This is a genomic window from Streptomyces sp. NPDC006739 (assembly GCF_042869815.1).
In the GTDB taxonomy this organism is placed as follows: Bacteria; Actinomycetota; Actinomycetes; order Streptomycetales; family Streptomycetaceae; genus Streptomyces.
In genome coordinates, this window is sequence record NZ_JBIAGM010000016.1 from 67,937 (window position 1) to 85,479 (window position 17,543).

The 17,543-nt window shown below is 71.3% G+C and carries 16 protein-coding genes; 7 read left to right on the plus strand and 9 right to left on the minus strand.

Annotation, left to right across the window (positions count from 1 at the left end; genetic code table 11):
• Positions 1 to 70: 70 nt before the first annotated feature.
• Positions 71 to 1,135 (plus strand): family 43 glycosylhydrolase, encoded by a 1,065-nt coding sequence (locus tag ACFYMM_RS28905; protein ID WP_388391559.1) that lies wholly within the window; start codon positions 71 to 73, stop codon positions 1,133 to 1,135.
• A 49-nt stretch (positions 1,136 to 1,184) separates the two neighbouring features.
• Here the strand turns inward: ACFYMM_RS28905 and ACFYMM_RS28910 are convergent, their stop codons facing one another.
• Positions 1,185 to 2,864: a rhamnogalacturonan lyase B N-terminal domain-containing protein gene (locus ACFYMM_RS28910; protein ID WP_388391561.1), complete on the minus strand. Its 1,680-nt coding sequence runs from the start codon at positions 2,862 to 2,864 to the stop codon at positions 1,185 to 1,187.
• Positions 2,865 to 3,054: 190 nt separating this feature from the next.
• On the opposite strand from ACFYMM_RS28910, the gene ACFYMM_RS28915 reads away from it, so the two are divergent.
• From ACFYMM_RS28915 to ACFYMM_RS28935, 5 genes are all read left to right on the plus strand, one after another.
• Complete coding sequence (locus tag ACFYMM_RS28915) at positions 3,055 to 4,122, plus strand: rhamnogalacturonan acetylesterase (RefSeq protein ID WP_388391563.1); 1,068 nt, start codon at positions 3,055 to 3,057, stop codon at positions 4,120 to 4,122.
• A 66-nt stretch (positions 4,123 to 4,188) separates the two neighbouring features.
• A complete protein-coding gene (locus ACFYMM_RS28920; RefSeq protein ID WP_388391565.1) occupies positions 4,189 to 5,934 on the plus strand; it encodes a DUF2264 domain-containing protein in 1,746 nt (581 codons plus the stop codon).
• A 79-nt stretch (positions 5,935 to 6,013) separates the two neighbouring features.
• The gene (locus tag ACFYMM_RS28925; protein WP_388391567.1) at positions 6,014 to 6,382 is read left to right on the plus strand and encodes a VOC family protein; all 369 of its coding nucleotides are present in this window, start codon (positions 6,014 to 6,016) and stop codon (positions 6,380 to 6,382) included.
• Positions 6,383 to 6,577: 195 nt separating this feature from the next.
• Positions 6,578 to 7,060, plus strand: a complete 483-nt coding sequence (locus tag ACFYMM_RS28930) for an SRPBCC family protein (RefSeq protein ID WP_388391569.1) — start codon at positions 6,578 to 6,580, stop codon at positions 7,058 to 7,060.
• Between the two features lie 22 nt (positions 7,061 to 7,082).
• Positions 7,083 to 7,406, plus strand: coding sequence for an isocitrate lyase/phosphoenolpyruvate mutase family protein (locus ACFYMM_RS28935; RefSeq protein WP_388391571.1), 324 nt, complete (start codon positions 7,083 to 7,085; stop codon positions 7,404 to 7,406).
• Here the strand turns inward: ACFYMM_RS28935 and ACFYMM_RS28940 are convergent.
• Positions 7,337 to 8,038 (minus strand): alpha/beta fold hydrolase, encoded by a 702-nt coding sequence (locus ACFYMM_RS28940; protein ID WP_388391573.1) that lies wholly within the window; start codon positions 8,036 to 8,038, stop codon positions 7,337 to 7,339. The genes ACFYMM_RS28935 and ACFYMM_RS28940 overlap by 70 nt on opposite strands.
• Positions 8,031 to 8,615: a TetR/AcrR family transcriptional regulator gene (locus ACFYMM_RS28945; protein WP_388391575.1), complete on the minus strand. Its 585-nt coding sequence runs from the start codon at positions 8,613 to 8,615 to the stop codon at positions 8,031 to 8,033. The genes ACFYMM_RS28940 and ACFYMM_RS28945 overlap by 8 nt, the downstream gene beginning before the upstream one ends.
• Positions 8,616 to 8,772: 157 nt before the next feature.
• Here ACFYMM_RS28945 and ACFYMM_RS28950 point away from each other — a divergent pair, with 157 nt between their 5' ends.
• Positions 8,773 to 10,035 (plus strand): MFS transporter, encoded by a 1,263-nt coding sequence (locus ACFYMM_RS28950; RefSeq protein ID WP_388391781.1) that lies wholly within the window; start codon positions 8,773 to 8,775, stop codon positions 10,033 to 10,035.
• Positions 10,036 to 10,053: 18 nt separating this feature from the next.
• Here the strand turns inward: ACFYMM_RS28950 and ACFYMM_RS28955 are convergent, their stop codons facing one another.
• The 6 genes from ACFYMM_RS28955 to ACFYMM_RS28980 all read right to left on the minus strand — a co-directional run bounded on the left by ACFYMM_RS28955 (position 10,054) and on the right by ACFYMM_RS28980 (position 17,537).
• Positions 10,054 to 10,854, minus strand: coding sequence for an ABC transporter permease (locus tag ACFYMM_RS28955; protein ID WP_388391577.1), 801 nt, complete (start codon positions 10,852 to 10,854; stop codon positions 10,054 to 10,056).
• Positions 10,855 to 10,859: 5 nt separating this feature from the next.
• A complete protein-coding gene (locus ACFYMM_RS28960) occupies positions 10,860 to 11,663 on the minus strand; it encodes an ABC transporter permease (protein ID WP_388391579.1) in 804 nt (267 codons plus the stop codon).
• A gap of 1 nt (position 11,664) precedes the next feature.
• Positions 11,665 to 12,675: an ATP-binding cassette domain-containing protein gene (locus ACFYMM_RS28965; RefSeq protein WP_388391581.1), complete on the minus strand. Its 1,011-nt coding sequence runs from the start codon at positions 12,673 to 12,675 to the stop codon at positions 11,665 to 11,667.
• 138 nt (positions 12,676 to 12,813) lie between these two features.
• Positions 12,814 to 15,693 carry a glycoside hydrolase family 2 TIM barrel-domain containing protein gene (locus ACFYMM_RS28970; protein WP_388391583.1) on the minus strand — a complete coding sequence of 960 codons (2,880 nt, stop codon included), beginning with the start codon at positions 15,691 to 15,693 and terminating at the stop codon, positions 12,814 to 12,816.
• 12 nt (positions 15,694 to 15,705) lie between these two features.
• Positions 15,706 to 16,572 (minus strand): carbohydrate ABC transporter permease, encoded by an 867-nt coding sequence (locus ACFYMM_RS28975; protein WP_388391585.1) that lies wholly within the window; start codon positions 16,570 to 16,572, stop codon positions 15,706 to 15,708.
• Positions 16,569 to 17,537, minus strand: coding sequence for a carbohydrate ABC transporter permease (locus ACFYMM_RS28980; RefSeq protein ID WP_388391587.1), 969 nt, complete (start codon positions 17,535 to 17,537; stop codon positions 16,569 to 16,571). Before ACFYMM_RS28980 ends, ACFYMM_RS28975 begins: the two co-directional genes overlap by 4 nt.
• Positions 17,538 to 17,543: the final 6 nt, after the last annotated feature.

Below are 17,543 nucleotides of genomic sequence, written 5' to 3' on the forward strand. Positions count from 1 at the left end.
CCCTTACCTTTTCGGCGTTCGTAATGACAGGTGTCGTTCGTCACCTCGAACGACACGGAGAGGCAGCCGTATGAGCCGCGAGCACGACCTGCCCCACGTCCCCGACCGGCGCCTGGTGCTGAAGGGAGCCGCCCTCGCCGTCGGCGCCCTGGCCCTCACCCCCACCGGGGCCGCCGCCGCGCCCTCCCGGAAGGCCACCCCCTACGTGAACCCGCTGGTCCGGCAGCGCGCCGACCCGTACATCCACCGGCACGGCGACGGCCACTACTACTTCACCGCCACCGTCCCCGAGTACGACCGCATCGTCCTGCGCCGCGCCCGCACCCTGAACGGCCTGTCCACCGCCGCCGAGTCGGTCATCTGGACCAAGCACGCCGACGGGGCGATGGGCGCGCACATCTGGGCGCCGGAGATCCACCGCATCGACCGCAAGTGGTACGTCTACTTCGCCTCCGCGCCCGCCGAGAGCATCTGGGACATCCGCATCTGGGTCCTGGAGAACGCCCACCCCGACCCGTTCAAGGGTGCCTGGGTGGAGAAGGGGCAGATCAAGACGGCCTGGGAGACCTTCTCGCTGGACGCCACCACCTTCTCCCACCGGGGCAGCCGCTATCTGGCCTGGGCCCAGCACGAGCCCGGGATGGACAACAACACCGCGCTGTGGCTGTCGAGGATGGCCGACCCGTGGACCCTGACCGGCCCGCAGATCCGGCTGTCCACCCCGGAGTTCGACTGGGAGTGCGTCGGCTACAAGGTCAACGAGGGCCCCGCGGTGATCGCCCGCAACGGCCGCCTCTTCCTGTCCTACTCGGCCAGCGCCACCGATCACCACTACTGCATGGGCCTGCTGACCGTCGACGCGGACGCCGACCTGATGAACCCCGCGAACTGGTCCAAGTCCCCGACCCCCGTCTTCACCAGCAACGACACCACCAGGCAGTACGGCCCCGGGCACAACTGCTTCACCGTCGCCGAGGACGGCCGCACCGACGTCCTCGTCTACCACGCCCGCCAGTACAAGGAGATCACCGGCGACCCGCTGAACGACCCCAACCGCCACACCCGCGTCCAGAGGCTCGGCTGGAAGGCCGACGGCACCCCCGACTTCGGCATCCCGGTGGCGGACACGGCGTGACGGCGGCACCGGCCGGAGGTGGACGGCGGTGGACGCGCGGGAGCCGGCCTCAGGCCAGCAGGTCGATCGCGTCGACGGCGGTGCCCGCGCTCAGGAAACCCGTCGTCCCCGAACCGCTCACCACGTCGATCCTCAGCACGTTGTACCGGCTGGTGTCCGTCAGCCAGGCACTGGCCGGAACGCTGTAGGTGAACGTGTGGTTGTTGCCCCGGTAGGAGCCCACGGTCAGCGACCGGGTGCTCGGCTGGGCGGGCGGGGAGGGGACGGCGGACGTCCAGGTGTCGTTGACGACGACCCGCGGACGGCCGTTGGCGTAGGCCGTCGTCACCCCGATCCTGAGGGTGTGCGCGGCGGCGGCCTGCGCTGCGGTCAGCTTGAAGTAGACCAGCAGGCCGCTGTTGACGTCCTTCCACAGGTACGCCGGGAACGCCGAGGTCTCGTTCCCGCCGCCGATCACCACGTTCCCGGTCCAGCTCGCCGCCCGCACGTCGGAAGGATGCGCGTACGTCATCAGCTCCGCGTTCTTGAACCCGCTCGGCGAGCCGCTCCAGTCGCCGATCCGCCAGATCGCGGGGGCGTTGGACGGGTCGTCGGAGGAGGGGACGGCGATGGTGTTCAGGGTGGTCGTGGCGCCGGCGGACACGGTCACCGAGGTGGTGTGCACGGACAGCTCACCCTTGTAAACGGTCAGCGTGTACGTCCCCGGCAGCACCCCGCCGATGGAGAAGTGACCGTCCGAGGAGCGCGCCGGACCCCAGTACTGCGCCGCCGGGTTGGCCAGCCCCACGGTGTACGGGAACGCCGTGTCGCGCCCGGAGATGCCGACGCCCGCCACCTTGCCCCGGCCGCCCGCGGCGACGTACCCCGAGATGCCCAGCGCGTCCGCCCACGGGGTCGTCAGCGTGCCCGCGAACAGCGACGAGGAGGGCGCCCCGCCGTCGGTGAAGGCGATGACGTACGGCCCCTGGAGGCCGAACCGCTCCGCCTCGGTCTGGTTCTCGCCGTAGTGCAGGATCTCGTACAGCCCGCCGCCGTCCGCGCTCTGGTGGCGCAGCAGCGAGCGGTAGAACGGGCCGCCGGAGGCCTTCTCGTGGTTGCTGCGCACGATCCACAGGCCCACGCCGCCGCTGGTCCAGCCGATGTAGTCGTAGTCCATGACCCGCAGCCCGGAGTAGTGCTTGGAGCGGGTCTGGCCGTCCGGTTTCGCGAACACGTCCGCGGACTCGACGGTGCTGGTGGTGTACGTGTACGAGTCGGGCTCGTCGTTGAGGAACCTGCCCGCGTTGACGCGCACGATGTACCGGCTCGCGGTGACCGAGGCGTCGGCCTTGTTCGTCCACAGGTAGACGTTGTTCTCGCCGACGCGGGCCGCGTAGTAGTGCTTGAGGGTGCCGTACGCCACCGAGATCAGGATGGTGGACCCGGACTGCCCGATCGTCACCGCGGAGGTGCCGAGGCCGGACTCGACGTGCGAGTTCTTGCCGCCGTAGCCCTGGTACTCGGTTCCCTTGTAGACCAGCGAGGTCAGGTCACCGTTGGTCTTGCTGACCTTGAAGACCAGGTCGGCGCCGGTGTCGACGACGTAGTGGGAGCCGTCGTCGCTCCAGCCGAAGCCCGCCGCGGCCGCGGCGCCGGCGAGCGGGCCGCCCAGGGCCGCCGTACCGGCGGCGGCAGCGGTGCCGAGTACGAAGGTACGGCGTCCTACGGATCTGCCGTTGGATCCGGACATGGGGGTGCCTCCTTCGGGAGGTGAGGGGGTGCGGGTGGTTGGAGAGTGACAGTTGAATCGATTTCGCGAAAGGGCTTTCGCATCCCCCGAGTTGGCAATTTTGTGAAATCGCTTCAGGGACTAGAAAGCGCTTGCCGAGAGCGGTACGGTCCAGCCGCCAGGCCTTGTCGCCGTGACGGAGGAGAACCGAGTGAGACGTTTCAACGGTTCGCGCACTGCGGGTTCGCGCGTCGCCCTGCTCGCCGCGCTGACCCTGGGCGCCACCCTGACCACCGTGCCCGCCCAGGCCCACCCCCGGCAGCCGCCGCTCGGGCTCGGGAACTGCACCGCCACCGCCTGCCACTTCGACGTCCCGCCGGGCACGTACGACGTGACCGTCCGCCTCGGCGGCCCGTCCGCCTCCTCCACCGCGATCAGCGGCGAGACCCGGCGCTCCCTGCTGCCGGAGACGGACGCGGCGGCCGGCCGGCACGTCACCCGCAGCTTCACCGTGAACGTCCGCACCCCCGAGGGCGAGCCGACCGGCCCCGACGGAACACCCGGCCTGGACCTGGCCCTCGGCGGCTCCGCCCCCGCCCTCGCCGGCATCAGGGTGAGGCCGGCCGGGCACGCCCGCCAGATCATCCTCATCGGCGACTCCACCGTCTGCGACCAGCCCGCCGACCCCTACTCCGGCTGGGGCCAGCAGCTTCCCCAGCTCCTGGGCAAGGGACTGTCCGTCGCCAACTACGCGGACTCCGGGGAAAGCACGGTCACCTACCTCCAGAACCCCCAGCTGTGGGCCACCGTCCAGCCGCTGATCCACCCCGGCGACCTGGTCCTCGTGCAACTGGCGCACAACGACAAGACGACGGATGGGACGACGTACCGGGGGAACCTGGAAACCCTGGTGGCGGGCATCCGGGACAAGGGCGGCGAGCCGGTGCTCGTCACCCCGATCGTGCGCCGCTGGTTCAACACCGACGGCACGCTGAACAACGGAACGGCCCTGCTGGTCAACGGCCTCGGCGTCGACCTCCCCGCCGTCGTCCGCCAGGTGGCCGCCGCCGAGGACGTCCCGCTGATCGACCTCACGGCGAAGACCAAGGCGCTGGTGGAGTCGCTCGGTCCGGAAGGCTCCAAGGCGATCTACCTGTACAACGAGAAGAAGGACAACACGCACACGTCCGTGCACGGCGCCACGGTGTACGCGGGTCTCGTCCGTGACGAACTTCTCGCCCAGCACCTGGTGCCCGAGGGCAGGGTGCGGGTGGGATGAAGCCCTGGGGCGTCCCGACCGGAACCGGGGCGCCCCAGGTCACCCCGGGAAGGAAAGACTCTGCCGATGCACCTGCCCGCCGCCGACCGCGCCCTGAGCCCGCACACCGGCTACACCCGCGCCCACTGGGAGTCCGCCGCCGACGCCCTGCTCACCGCCGTCGAGCCGTACGCCACCGCCGACCGCGCCCTCTACCACCTCCCCGGCGACCGCCAGAGCTGGACGGGCCGTCTCTCCGACGGCCTGGAGGGCTACGCCCGCACGCTGCTGCTGGCCGCCTTCCGCCGCGACGAGGGCGCGCTCGGCCGCTACGCCGAGGGACTCGCGGCCGGCGTCTCGGGAGTCTGGCCGCGCATCGAGGACCGCGCCCAGCCCCTCGTGGAGGCGGCCTCGATCGCCCTCGCCCTGCGGCTGACCCGCCCGCTGCTGTGGGACCGGCTGCCGGACGGCGTACGACAGCGCGCGGCGTCCTGGCTCGGTGACGCGCTCACCGCGCAGCCGTGGCCCTGCAACTGGGAGCTGTTCCCGGTCACGGTGGGCGGTTTCCTCCAGGAGATCGGCCACGAGACGGAGGCCTCCGGCAAGGCGATCGAACGGGGCCTCGCACGGATCGAGGACTGGTATCTCGGCGAGGGCTGGTACACGGACGGCGACGGCCGCAAGTTCGACTACTACAACGGCTGGGCCATGCACCTGTACCCGGTGCTGCACGCCTGGCTGGCGGACGACGAGCACCTGCTTGACCTGTACGGCGGCCGTCTGTCCCGGCATCTGGCCGACTACGCCCGCCTGTTCGGCGCCGACGGCGCTCCGATGCACCAGGGCCGCTCCCTGACCTACCGCTTCGCGACGACGGCCCCGCTGTGGCTGGGCGCCCTGTGCGGGCGTACCCCGCTGGCGCCGGGGGAGACCAGACGGCTGGCGTCCGGGGCGTTGAAGTACTTCCTGGAGCGAGGGGCGGTGGACTCCCGCGGTCTGCTGACCCTCGGCTGGCACGGCCCCGACCCCGCGGTGCTGCAGGGCTATTCCGGCCCGGCCTCCCCCTACTGGGCGAGCAAGGGCTTCCTCGGCCTGCTCCTCCCGCCGGACCACCCGGTGTGGACGGCCGCGGAGGAGCCGGCCCCGGCCGAACGCCACGACGCCGTCACGGCGATCACCCCGCCCAACTGGCTTCTCCAGTCGACCGGTTCGGACGGCCTGGTCCGGCTGCACAACCACGGCAGCGAGGACGTCCGCTACGACCCGTACTACACGCGCCTCGCGTACTCGACGGCGACGACGCCCTCCCCGGCAGCCCCTTCGACGTCCGCGTCGACGACTCCTTCGTCGTACGACAACAGCGTGATCGTCGGCGGCGATCCGAGCCGGACGGAGATCGAGCCGCTCGGCGTCGGCGACGGCTGGGCCGCTTCCCGGCACACCGTCCGGGACGGCGTCACGGTGACCAGCCTGGTGGTCGCCGAGGGCGCGGCGGAGGTCCGCGCCCACCTGGTGGCGGGTGCGGCGGCCGGGACGCCGGTACGGGTGACCGGGTGGGTGGCGGGGGAGGGCGTACGAGCCGAACTCACGCCGGTCTTCGGGCTGAACGACTCGCTGGAAGGCGTCACCGGTGACGCCGGGACCCTGTTCGTCGCCCTCGCCCGGCTCACCGCCGAGCCGGATCCCCGGCCCCTCGTGGAACTGGTGACCGTGGAGGTGCGCGACGGACACGGGCTGATGGTGCGCTGGGCCGGGGGTGGTGTCGCGGAGTTCCTCTTCAGCGCCTCGGACGGGCGATCCGAAGCGGTGTCCTGGTCGGTCACGCGCCGCTGAGGGCGCCGACGACCGGTTCGGGTGCGCGGGTCCGTTATCGCGTTGCCCGCTTCCTATTGCGTCCACGACAATCCGGCACATGACTTCCAAGATCCGGCGTGTGACGGTCGACTGCGCCGATGCCTACGCCCTCGCCGCCTTCTGGTCCCAGGCCCTGGACCTGCCCCTGCACGAGGACGACCACCCCGGCGACCCGCAGGCGCTGATCGAGGGGGCGGGCCTGCTCTTCGTCACCGTGCCGGACGCGAAGACCGTCAAGAACCGCGTCCACTTCGACCTCCAGCCCCAGGACCGCACCCGGGACGAGGAGGTCGACCGCCTCCTGGGGCTCGGCGCCACCCTGGTCTCCGACCGGCGCAGGCCCGACGGCACGGGCTGGGCGGTGCTGTCGGATCCCGAGGGCAACGAGTTCTGCGTGGAGCGCAGCGAGGGGGAGCGGGCGCGCTAGGTCCTGTCGTCCGGATCAGGTCGGCTGTAGGTCACGGCGCTTTCCGGGCGACCCGTGCGTGCCAGACCCCGCGACGCCGGGATGATCCAAACGGCAGGGCCTGGGCGCCCGTACGGTCGTGGCCGTGCGACCGATGAGTTCCGCGCCGCCACGCCGTCTGCAGGGGTGTACGAGACGACGAGGAGCGTGCGGACCGTGAACGAGGAGAACGTGAGCGCCACCCTGACGGTCGCCGCGCCCGCCGCGAGGGTGTTCGCGGTGCTGGCGGACCCGACGGCCCATGCCGCCATCGACGGCACCGGCTGGGTCCAGGAACCGGTCGACCGGGAGCCGCTGACCGGAGTGGGGCAGATCTTCCGGATGGCCATGTACCACGCCAGCCATCCCGTCGGTGACTACCGGGTGGTCAACAGGGTCGAGGTGCTCGACCCGCCGCGCGCCATCGGCTGGTGCACCGGGCAGGAGAAGGACGACGGCCGGCTGGAGCTCGGCGGCTGGCTGTGGCGCTACGACCTCGCGCCGCTCGGTCCGTCCCGGACCGAGGTCACGCTCACCTACGACTGGTCGGCGGTGCCGGGGTTCATCCGCGAGCGCGGCATCCGCTTCCCGCCGTTCGGCCCCGAGCACCTCATCAACTCGCTGCACCATCTGGCCGAACTGGCCGCACCGACACCCTGACCGCGTCGGGGACAGGGGCTTAGTGCCGCAACAGGCAACGTTCGCCCCGGGAGTGACCGGCCCCGACCTGATCGGCGCACTGGTACGCCGGCTCGACGTCCCCCTCGACATCCTCTACTCGCCCTCCGGTCCGACCGTCCCCCAGCTCGCCGGCCTCGGCGTGAGCCGGATCAGCCTCGGGTCCCCGCTCTACCGCCGGGCGCTCGGCGCCGCCCTGGACGCGATGGCCGACATCGCGGCAGGACGCGAGGTGAGCGGCGGCCGTGCGACCCCCACCTACGCCGATGTGCAGGCGCTGGCCGGCGGCAGCGCTCCGGCGAGCCGGTCGGCGAACTCGACCGGGTGATCGAGGGTGCCGAGGTGACCGCCGGGGAACTCGACGAAGGCGCACCCGGCGCGCTCGGCCATGAACTCGGTCGTCCGGTACAGCAGCTGCCCGCGCGACCCGGTGCCGGCGGCCAGGGTGAGACAGGCCGCCGGTGACGGCGGTGACGGTCGGTAGGCGGTGAACGGGCTCAGCACGTGCGCGAGGAAGACGCCCATCGGGGTGTCCGGAGCGGGCTGGCCGCCTCCCCGGAGCTGCCCGATCAGCTCGGCCCTCCGCTCCTGTCCGTCCGGCAGCACCGTCACGCACGGTGGTTCGTGCGCGACCACGTGCGCCAGCCGCTCCGGATGCCGGGCCAGCAGGTCGAGGGCGGCGATGCCGCCGGAGCTGGTTCCGAAGACGTACGCGCGCTCGCCCGGCGGCAGCACCGCCTCCAGCACCCGGTGGGCCCCCTCGCTCCAGTCGGCCGGCCGCTGGTCCGTGACCGGCCGGCCGAGGCGGCCGTGGGCCAGGCCCAGCGGGTCGTACGTCACCACCGTGAAGCGCTCGGCGAGACGTTCCGTGAACGGGCCGAGACCCATGGGGTGTCCGGCACCGCCGGGCAGCACGAGCAGGACGGGCCCGCCCCCGGCGGCGTCGTAGTGCTCAGTCATGGCGTGTCCCCTCCCGGGGCCAGTGGGTGAGGGCGATGTGCAGGGCGTCGACCGCCTTGTCCCAGGACGCCTGTACGGCGCGGTCGGCACCGAAGCCGCCGGCGGACTCCAGGACGCAGTAGCCGTGGAAGGTGCTGCGCAGCAGGCGTACCGCGTCCGTGAGGTCGGGTTCGCCGAGGCCGTAGGCGCGCAGCATGCCGTACGTGATCTCGGCCGTGCGGCGCATGGCGGGGGAGTCGGCGATCAGGTCCTGGTCGATACGGATCTGGGTCGCCGCGTACCGGCCGGGCCGCTCGAGGGCGTACTCCCGGTAGGCACCGGCGAAGGCGGTCAGCGCGTCCTTGCCGGCGCGGCCCGCCACGGCCGCCGCGATCCGGTCGATCAGCTCGCCGCCCGCGCGGAGGGCGAGCCGGGTGCGCAGTTCCTGGAGGTTCCTGACGTGCGAGTACAGGCTGGCGTCCTTCACGCCGAAGCGGCGGGCCAGCGCGGACAGGCTGACGTTCTCGAAGCCCACCTCGTCGGCCATCTCGGCCGCCGCCGCCACCAGACGGTCGACGGTGAGTCCCGCGCGGACCATGTGCCGTGCACCTCTCCCTTTGACGCCTTGGGTACCTAGGCTGAATCCTAGGGCATCTAGGACAGGACCGGCGGGAAAATACGGGGCCGGTGCGCAGGGGGGCGGCGTAGGGTTGCCGCGACCGAGGCGGGAGGGGGACCCCGGGGTGACTCATGAGGTGCGGCGCGAGGAAGAGGAGCCGAGGGCGCTCGCGGAGCATGTGTCCGCCCGGCCTCTGTGGCGGCAGCGGAACTTCGGGATCTTCTGGGCCGCCCAGACGCTCTCCGTACTCGGTGACTCCTTCGCCCTGATCGCCCTGCCCCTGCTGGTGCTCCAGGCCACCGGCTCACTGGCCCGTATGGGCCTGCTGACCGCCGTCGGCGGCGCCGCCTCCGTGCTGGCCGCCGTCTTCGCGGGCGTCCTCGTCGACCGGGTGGACCGGCGCCGGCTGCTCATCGTCTGCGACCTCGTCCGCATGGTGCTGTACGGCCTGATCCCGCTGGTCTGGGTCTTCTCGCCGCGGATCTGGCTCCTCTACACGGTCCTGCCCGTCTGCGAGGCCGTCGGCATGCTCTTCGCCGTCGGTTACGTCACGGTGGTGCGCTCTCTGGTCGGGACCGGTCAACTCACCGAGGCCAACGGGCGGTTGAACGCCACCGCCGCCGCGGCCGGCGTCCTCGGCCCGCTGTGCGCCGGACTGGTCGCCGCCTGGACGGGCCCGGCCACCGCCGTCGCGGTCGACGCGGGCAGCTTCGGCGTGTCCGCCGCCTGTCTGTGGTTCGTACGGCTCGCGGAGCGCGGCGGGGACGACCGGCGGCAGGCGGCCGGCCGGGGCACCGGTCTGTGGCAGGACCTGCGCACCGGCGTGTCCTTCCTGCGCGGGCACCCGGTCCTGCGCTCGCTGACCCTGCTCCTCTTCCTCTTCAGCTTCCTCACCCTCGGCCTGACCGACCTGGTCATCTACCACCTCAAGCACGACCTCGGCCACGACGACGGCACCGTCGGCACCGTCATGGCGGCCGGCGCCCTCGGCACCATCGCCGGCGCCCTTCTCGTCGCCCGGGTCCGGAGCCGGCTGGGCTTCGGACCCACCTGGATCGGCTCGATCGCGGTGTGCGGACTGGCCTTCGCGGGACTGGGGTGGGTGAGCCGGGTGCCCTGCCTCGCCCTGCTCAGCGCCACCTTCCTGGCCTGCGTGGGCGTGGCCGGCACCTGCTCGATGTCGCTGCGCCAGGAGGTCACCCCCGAACCCCTCCTCGGCCGGGTCACCTCCGCCTTCTGGACCCTCCAGTACTCCGCGGCGCCCGTCGGCGCGGCCCTGCTCACCTGGACCGCCGAACGCCGGGGCACCGCTCCGGTCGCCCTGGCCGCGGGCGCCGCGTGCGTCCTGATCGCCGCCGCCGGCCTGGCCACGCCGATCCGGCGGGCGGGGCGTTCCTGACCCGCGGACGGCTCACCGTCACCCGTTCACTCCGGTGTAGTGCGCGAGGCTCCACCGCCACAGCAGCCGGGCCCCGAGGTACGCGAGGACCCCGAGCAACGGGGAGGCGGCGGCCAGCCAGTACGGCACACCGGTCGCGTGGCCGTGGCCGGTGAGGACCGCCGCCGGGAAGTACGCGACGAACGCCAGCGGGAGGCCGAAGGTGAGGAAGCCACCCACCGCCTTGGGCAGGACGTTCAGCGGGTAGCTGCCGAAGGTGCCGAGGAGTTCCTCCAGCCAGCGGCCCCAGTAGTCGGCGGCCGGGAAGCGGAGCGCGGCGCAGGCCACCGCCGTGAACAGGGCGGCCTCCAGCAGCATGCCGCCGATCAGACAGACGACCAGGTAGGTGATCCGCCCCGCGTTCCAGTCGAGGTGGCTGCGGGACAGGGCGCCGACCATCAGGCCCACGGCCACGGTCAGGTCGCCGATCGCGTTGGTGGGGAAGTACTGCAGTTGCACCTGGCGGTGCACCGGCATGGGCCGCAGCAGGTAGACGTCGACCAGTCCCTCCTGGATGAACCGGCCGATGCCGTGCACGCGGCCGAGGACCAGCACGAACATCCCGTGCGCGAGCATCCGCGTCGCCGGGATGAGCAGGACGTCCGAGCTGTCCCAGCCGCCCATCCCGGTGAACCGGGTCAGCAGCACGGTCGCGAACACGATCACCGACACCTGCCAGATGGCCCCGATGGCGACCATCAGCAGGAACTCGGTGCGGTACTCCAGCTGGGAGCGGAAGTTCAGGCGCGTGACGCGCCAGGCGATCCGGACGGCGTTCACGAACCTCAGCCTCCCTGGGAGATGACACGGCGGGCGGCCCGCCGCCACAGGAATCGGGTGAACAGGTGGAGCAGCACGACCCAGCCGGCCTGGAGGCCCAACTGCGCGGCCGCGTCCGGCAGTCCGATGCGACCGATGTACAGCGACAGCGGCACGTTGAGGGTCGCCTGGAAGGGCAGGAAGGTACTCAGCGTGCGGAACCACCCGGGGAAGAACCAGAGCGGCGCGTACACCCCGGACATCAGGTTCTGCGCGAAGATCAGGATCAGCATGGCCGCGTTGTTGCGCACGGTCCAGAAGCACATCTGGTCCAGCAGCAGCATGACGTGGTACAGGACCAGCTGCCCCAGCAGCAGACTGAGGACGAACACCCCCGCGACGGCGGCCGACCGGGGCGGCTCCAGCACCCCGGCGGCGAGGCACACCGCGTATCCCGCCAGCGCCCACGCGACCCCGTACACCTGCTCGCCGAGGGCACGCAGGGCGTGGTAGCGGGCGGGCGACAGGGGGCGCAGGTACCAGTACACGATGGTGCCGAAGTGCATGTGCTGGATGACGGTGTCCCGGCCCGCGTACTGGTCCAGCTCCCGCAGCCGGGACGCCAGCACGGCCAGCACCGCGTACGTGATGGCCTGCTCGCGGCTCATGCCCGCGGTGACCGACGTGTGCTGGTACAGGCCGCTCCACAGCGACGCGACCAGGACGACCTGGACGGTCAGCCGCACCAGCACGGCCGTCATCCGGGGCGGGGCGTGCAGCTCCCCGAGCGGGGTGACCCGGGCGGCGCGCCAGGCGTGCAGGACGGCCATGTCAGACCCTCTCCGCGGGCCCGGCGTGGACGTACGCGGCCCGCATCACGTCCTCCAGGTCGGCCTCGTCGATGGCGACGTCCGTCACCTCGTACCGCTCGATGACCGCCTTCAGCGCCTGGTGCACGGTCGGGGCGTCGGGCCCGTCCGGCCCGAAGACCACCTGTGGGCCCTCCCGGCGCAGCACCGTGACGCCCGGCGGCGGCGTGATGTCCGTGTGGGCGTCGGCGAGGGTGGCCCGCACCTGCCAGGACGAGCCGAACGTGCGGCGGATCTCGTCGAGGGTGCCGTCCAGGACCAGCCGCCCGTGGTTGATCAGGACGACCCGCTCGGCGAGCCGCGCCACCTCCGTCATGTCGTGCGTGGTGAGCAGCACGGTACGGCCGCGCTGTTCCACCTGGTGCCGCAGGAACTCGCGGACCTGCTCCTTGACCACCACGTCCATGCCGATGGTCGGTTCGTCGAGGAAGACCACCGGCGGATCGTGCAGCAGCGCCGCCGCCAGGTCGCAGCGCACGCGCTGGCCGAGGGAGAGGTGGCGCACCCGCGTGTCCCAGAAGGCGGACAGCTCCAGCAGGTCGTCGAACTCCCGCAACCGCGCCGCGTGTTCGGCCTTCGGCACGTCGTAGATGTCCCGCAGGATCGCGAACGACTCGCGCACCGGCAGGTCCCACCACAGCTGGGTGCGCTGTCCGAACACCGCGCCGATGTTGCGGGCGTTGCGCTCCCGGTCCTGGTACGGCACCACGCCGGCGACGCGGGCCTCGCCCGAGGTGGGGGTGAGGATGCCGGTGAGCATCTTGATGGTGGTGGACTTGCCGGCGCCGTTCGGGCCCAGCAGGGCGAGGAGTTCGCCGGGTGCCACGTCGAAGTCGATGTCGGAGACGGCGTGCTTGACGGCCCGCTCCGGGTTGACGAGGGAACGGAGCGCGCCGGTGAACCCGGGGCGCCGGACGGTGGTGTGGAAGGTACGGGAGAGACCGCGGACCTCTATGTTACCGGTCACATTCATGGTCAGACCTGTCTCCTTCGGCAGCCGGGGCGGGGGAATCTGTCAGAGGGACAACACCACACCCGCGTACGGCCCCCGCGCCACTCCTTTTCGCGGGAGCGGGGGCGCGGGCGTACGCGGGTGCGGGAGAGGTGCTGGTCAGTGACCTGCCGGGGCGTCCGTCGCGGAGAAGACGAACGAGAACTCGGCGGGCTCGGCACGCAGTTGGTAGCGCGGGAGCACGCCCGGGCCGCAGGACGCGGTGCCGATGCCGTGCCCTCCGTGGTCGAGGTTGACCCACACCGTGTCACCGGGGGTGAGGTCGGTGCGGTGCGCGGCGGCGTCCAGCTGCTCGGTGGTCCAGCGGCGGGCGCTGAAGAAGAACTCCGGGTCGCCCTCCACGCGCAGGCCGCCGATCTCCGCCCAGCGGACGTCGGCCCGGGCGCCGTTCTCCTGGGGGCGGACGTACGGCGTCTGCAGCTCGTCCACCGTGGACTCCCAAAGGCCCAGCCTGGAAGCCGACTTGGTGTCCGGGTAGCCCTCGCCGGGGCCGCCGCCGAACCACTTCACCGAGTCGGCGCGGGCCAGACCGAGGCGCACGCCCAGCCGGGGCAACGGCACCGTCCACTCGCCGTCCGGCCGCACGGAGACGGTCAGCTTCAGCCGGTCGCCGTCGGAGGTCCAGCGGTACACGGTGGCGAGCCCGAACTCCCAGGCGGCGGGCGCCACCCGGGTCCGCACGGTCAGCGCGTCGTCACCGAGTTCCACCGAGTCGAGGCGGTGTCGCATCCGGTGCAGACCGTACTTGCGCCACAGCGCGGCCCAGCGGGTGTCGGTCTGCCACTCGGCGCCCTCGTCGTTGTCGGTGGTCGCCCGCCACACGTCCAGCCGCAGGCCGCTCACCTCGACGCCGCCGACGGCCTGGAGCGCGCCGCTGCGGGCGTCGAAGGAGGCGGGGCCGAGGGTGATCACGCCGTCGTCCGGCACGGGCCGTACGGTCGGGGCGACCACCGGCAGCGGCCGTGCGGAGACCGCGACCTGCCCCCACGCCACCTCGTGGCCCTTCGGTCCCCAGGAGGTGTCCGCCGCCAGCAGCGCCCGCACCGTCCACTGCGTCTCGGCGCCGGCCGGCGGCTGTCCGGCCGGCTCGGGCAGCTTCACGTCGGCCGACTCGCCGGGCGCGAGCGCCGGCACCGACAGGGAGCCGGACTCGACGGTCTCGCCGTCCACCTGGTACGACCACTCGAACGCCAGCGCGGACAGATCGGCGAAGTCGTACCGGTTGGTGACGCGTACGGTGCCGTCCGCGCCGTCGGCCTCGAAACGGACCGGCTCGACCACCTTCTTGTACTCGGCCAGGCCGGGGGAGGGGCGCCGGTCGGGGAAGAGCAGTCCGTCGCAGACGAAGTTGCCGTCGTGCAGTTCCTCGCCGAAGTCACCGCCGTAGGCGTAGTCGTACCGCTCGTCCTTGATGCCGTGGTCGATCCACTCCCAGACGAAGCCGCCCTGGAGCCGGTCGTGGGCCTCGAAGATCCGCTGGTAGTCGGCGAGTCCGCCGGGGCCGTTGCCCATGGCGTGCGCGTACTCGCACAGGATGAAGGGGAGCCGGCGCCGCTTGTGGGTGCCGCCGTCCAGGCCCTGCCCGATCAGCTCGACCTCGGCGTGGTCGGCGTACATCCGCGAGTACATGTCCGTGTCACGGCAGTCGAGGTCGCCCTCGTAGTGCACCAGGCGGCCGGAGTCCCGGCCGTGGATCCACTCGGCCATGGCGGTGAGCCCGCGGCCGGTGCCGGCCTCGTTGCCCAGCGACCAGATGACGACCGAGGGGTGGTTCTTGTCCCGCTCGACCATACGGGCGGCCCGGTCGAGCAGCGCGGGGGTCCAGCGGTCGTCGTCGACGGGGTTGTCCCGCCAGCCCTGCTCGGTGAAGCCGTGGGTCTCCAGGTCGCACTCGTCGATCACCCACAGGCCGTACTCGTCGCACAGGTCCAGGAAGGCCGGGTGCGGCGGGTAGTGCGAGGTGCGCACCGCGTTGATGTTGTGCCGCTTCATCAGCAGCACGTCCTCGCGCATGGTCTCCAGGTCGAGGGCGCGCCCGGTCTCCGGGTGCCACTCGTGCCGGTTGACGCCCTTGAAGAGCACCGCCTCGCCGTTGACCTTGACGAGGCCGTCGGCCAGCTCCACCGTGCGGAAGCCGATGCGCAGCGGCACCCGCTCGCCCTCGGTCACGAGTTCGCCGTCGTACAGCCTCGGGACCTCGGCCGACCACGGCTGGACCGGCACGGTGACCGTGGTCCCCGTCTCGACGTCGATGTCCAGCGCGGGTACGGTCACCCGCCCGTCCACGTCGGAGTCGACGCGCAGGGTGCCCGCGCCGTTGCGGTGGTCGTAGGAGGCGTGCACGAAGTAGTCCAGGACGCTGCCCGCCGGGCGGTGCAGCAGGGTGACGTCCCGGAAGATGCCGGGCAGCCACCACTGGTCCTGGTCCTCCAGGTACGAGCCCGCCGACCACTGGTGCACCCGGACGGCGAGCACGTTGCCGCCCGGCCTCAGCAGATGGCCGACCGCGAACTCGTGCGGCAGCCGCGAGCCCTTGAACTCGCCGATGTCCGTGCCGTTCAGCCAGACCCGGGCGCAGGACTCGACGCCGTCGAAGCGCAGCACGGCACCGCCCTCGGCCGGCCACTCCTCGGGCAGGTCGAAGAACCGCAGGTGGTCGCCGGTCGGGTTCTCGGTCGGGACGCGGGGCGGGTCGACCGGGAAGGGGTAGAGGTGGTTGGTGTAGATCGGGGAGCCGTGTCCTTGCAGCACCCAGTGACCCGGGACCGACACCTCGGCCCAGTCCCCGGCGTCGTAGCCCTCCGCCGCGAAGCCGTCGTCGTGCGCGTCGGCCGTCCGGGACAGTCTGAAGCGCCAACTCCCGTTCAGGGACAGCGACCTGGCGTCGGAGACGGCGTACCAGGCGCGGGGCGCGAGGGCCCCGCTGCCCGGGGAGACGTCCTCGACGTAATCGACGGAGGTCGTGGTGCGGAAGGACATCGGTCTCCTCACTCAGCCCTTGATACCGGTCTGCGCGATCCCCTGCACCAGCCAGCGCTGGAGGAAGAGGAACACGAACACCAGGGGCAGGATGGAAATGGCGGTGGCCATGAAGATCAGATGGAAGTTCACGGTCTGGTTGGTCATGAAGGTGGACAGCGCGATCTGGACGGTCCAGGAACTCGGGTCCTGGCCGATGACCAGTGGCCACAGGAAGGAGTTCCAGGCGCTGATGAAGGTGATCGTGGCGATCGCCGCGAAGAAGTTCAGCGAGTTGGGTACGACGATCCGCCAGTACGCGCCCCAGTAGCCGAGGCCGTCCACGCGTGCCGCCTCCTCCAGTTCCTTCGGGAACCCCAGGAAGTACTGCCGGAAGAGGAAGCAGGTGAAACCACTGAACAGGCCCGGAATGATCAGACCCCGGTAGGTGTCCACCCAGCCGAGTGACGAGACCAGCACGAAGCTGGGCACGAAGGTGACGGCCGTAGGCACCATCAGGGTCGCCAGGACGGCGTAGAAGACCTTGTTGGCGTGCCGGTACGGGATGCGGGCCAGGCCGTAGCCGGCCAGGGAGCAGACCAGCAGGGTGCCGAACGTGGTCAGGACGGCGACGACCAGCGAGTTGATCATGGAGCGGCCGAAGTCGACCGTGGGGTCGTCGAACAGCTCGGAGATGTTGCCCCACTGCCAGGAGGGCAGCAGCTTCCAGTTCTCGCCCGTGATCTCCAGGTCCGTGGAGAGGGAGTTGCGGAGGATCAGGTAGAAGGGGATCAGGAAGAGCAGGGCGGCGACGCCGACGGCGATGTACAGCCCCGTGTTGCCGAAGACGCCCGGGCCCTTCTTGCGCCGCTTGCCGACCTGGGGTGCGGTGGTGGTCACTTGGACTCATCCCCCCTTCCGAAGCCCATGAACTTGCCCTGGACCAAAGTGACGAGGCAGATGAGCAGCGAGAGGATGACCGCGCCCGCGCTGCCGGCGCCGTAGTCCTGGCTCGTGCCGAGGGCCGCCTTGTAGAGCACCATGAGCGGTGTCTGCGCCCAGGTCGCCTTCTGCCCGATGATGTTGAAGAACTCGTCGAACGCCTGGTAAGCGGCGATGAGCAGCAGCAGGATGACGGCGGTCGAGGTGGCCCGAAGCTGCGGCAGTGTGATGTGCCGGAAGGTCTGCCAGCCCGGTTTGGCGCCGTCGATGGCGGCGGCCTCGTACAGTTCGGCCGGGATGTTCTGGAGCGCCGCCAGGAACAGGATCATGTAGAAGCCCGACTGGATCCACAGCCGCAGGGTCACGATGACCAGCCAGTACCAGGGCGGAGTGGGGTTGGACATCCAGGCGATGGTGTCGGCGCCGAACCAGCCGATGACCGTGTTCGCGAGTCCGAAGCGGACGCCGCTGAAGATCGACATCTTCCAGATCAGGGCGGCGGCCACGTACGAGACGGCGGTCGGCAGGAAGAACACCGAGCGGAAGAACGCCCGCATGAACCGCAGCCGGTTGACCAGCAGCGCCAGCCCCAGTGACAGTGCCCAGGTGGTCGGCACGATGAACGCGGCGAACACGGTGAACGTCACCAGCGAGCCGGGGAATTCGCTGTTGGTCAGGATCTGCTTGTAGTTGTCGAAGCCGATGAAATGGCTCGGCGTGACGGTATAGCGGGCGTCGAAGAAGCTGAGCCAGACGCTCCAGACGATCGGCACGAAGACGAAGATCGCCAGGCCGATCAGGAAGGGCCCGGTGAAGAGCCAGAAGTTCAGGGTGGCGTTGCCCCGCAGGCCCCGCCGCGGCCGGGCCGGGGAGGCCTTGGCCGGGGCGGGCTGGGCGACCCCGCGCGCGGTGGTGGTCGACATGTCGTG

Bases quoted from the DNA above. Each gene is read 5' to 3' on its own strand.
- ACFYMM_RS28905 (WP_388391559.1), top strand. From the start codon at position 71: ATGAGCCGCGAGCACGACCTGCCCCACGTCCCCGACCGGCGCCTGGTG.
- ACFYMM_RS28910 (WP_388391561.1), bottom strand. From the start codon at position 2,864: ATGTCCGGATCCAACGGCAGATCCGTAGGACGCCGTACCTTCGTACTC.
- ACFYMM_RS28920 (WP_388391565.1), top strand. From the start codon at position 4,189: ATGCACCTGCCCGCCGCCGACCGCGCCCTGAGCCCGCACACCGGCTAC.
- ACFYMM_RS28925 (WP_388391567.1), top strand. From the start codon at position 6,014: ATGACTTCCAAGATCCGGCGTGTGACGGTCGACTGCGCCGATGCCTAC.
- ACFYMM_RS28940 (WP_388391573.1), bottom strand. From the start codon at position 8,038: ATGACTGAGCACTACGACGCCGCCGGGGGCGGGCCCGTCCTGCTCGTG.
- ACFYMM_RS28945 (WP_388391575.1), bottom strand. From the start codon at position 8,615: ATGGTCCGCGCGGGACTCACCGTCGACCGTCTGGTGGCGGCGGCGGCC.
- ACFYMM_RS28960 (WP_388391579.1), bottom strand. From the start codon at position 11,663: ATGGCCGTCCTGCACGCCTGGCGCGCCGCCCGGGTCACCCCGCTCGGG.
- ACFYMM_RS28965 (WP_388391581.1), bottom strand. From the start codon at position 12,675: ATGAATGTGACCGGTAACATAGAGGTCCGCGGTCTCTCCCGTACCTTC.
- ACFYMM_RS28970 (WP_388391583.1), bottom strand. From the start codon at position 15,693: ATGTCCTTCCGCACCACGACCTCCGTCGATTACGTCGAGGACGTCTCC.
- ACFYMM_RS28980 (WP_388391587.1), bottom strand. From the start codon at position 17,537: ATGTCGACCACCACCGCGCGCGGGGTCGCCCAGCCCGCCCCGGCCAAG.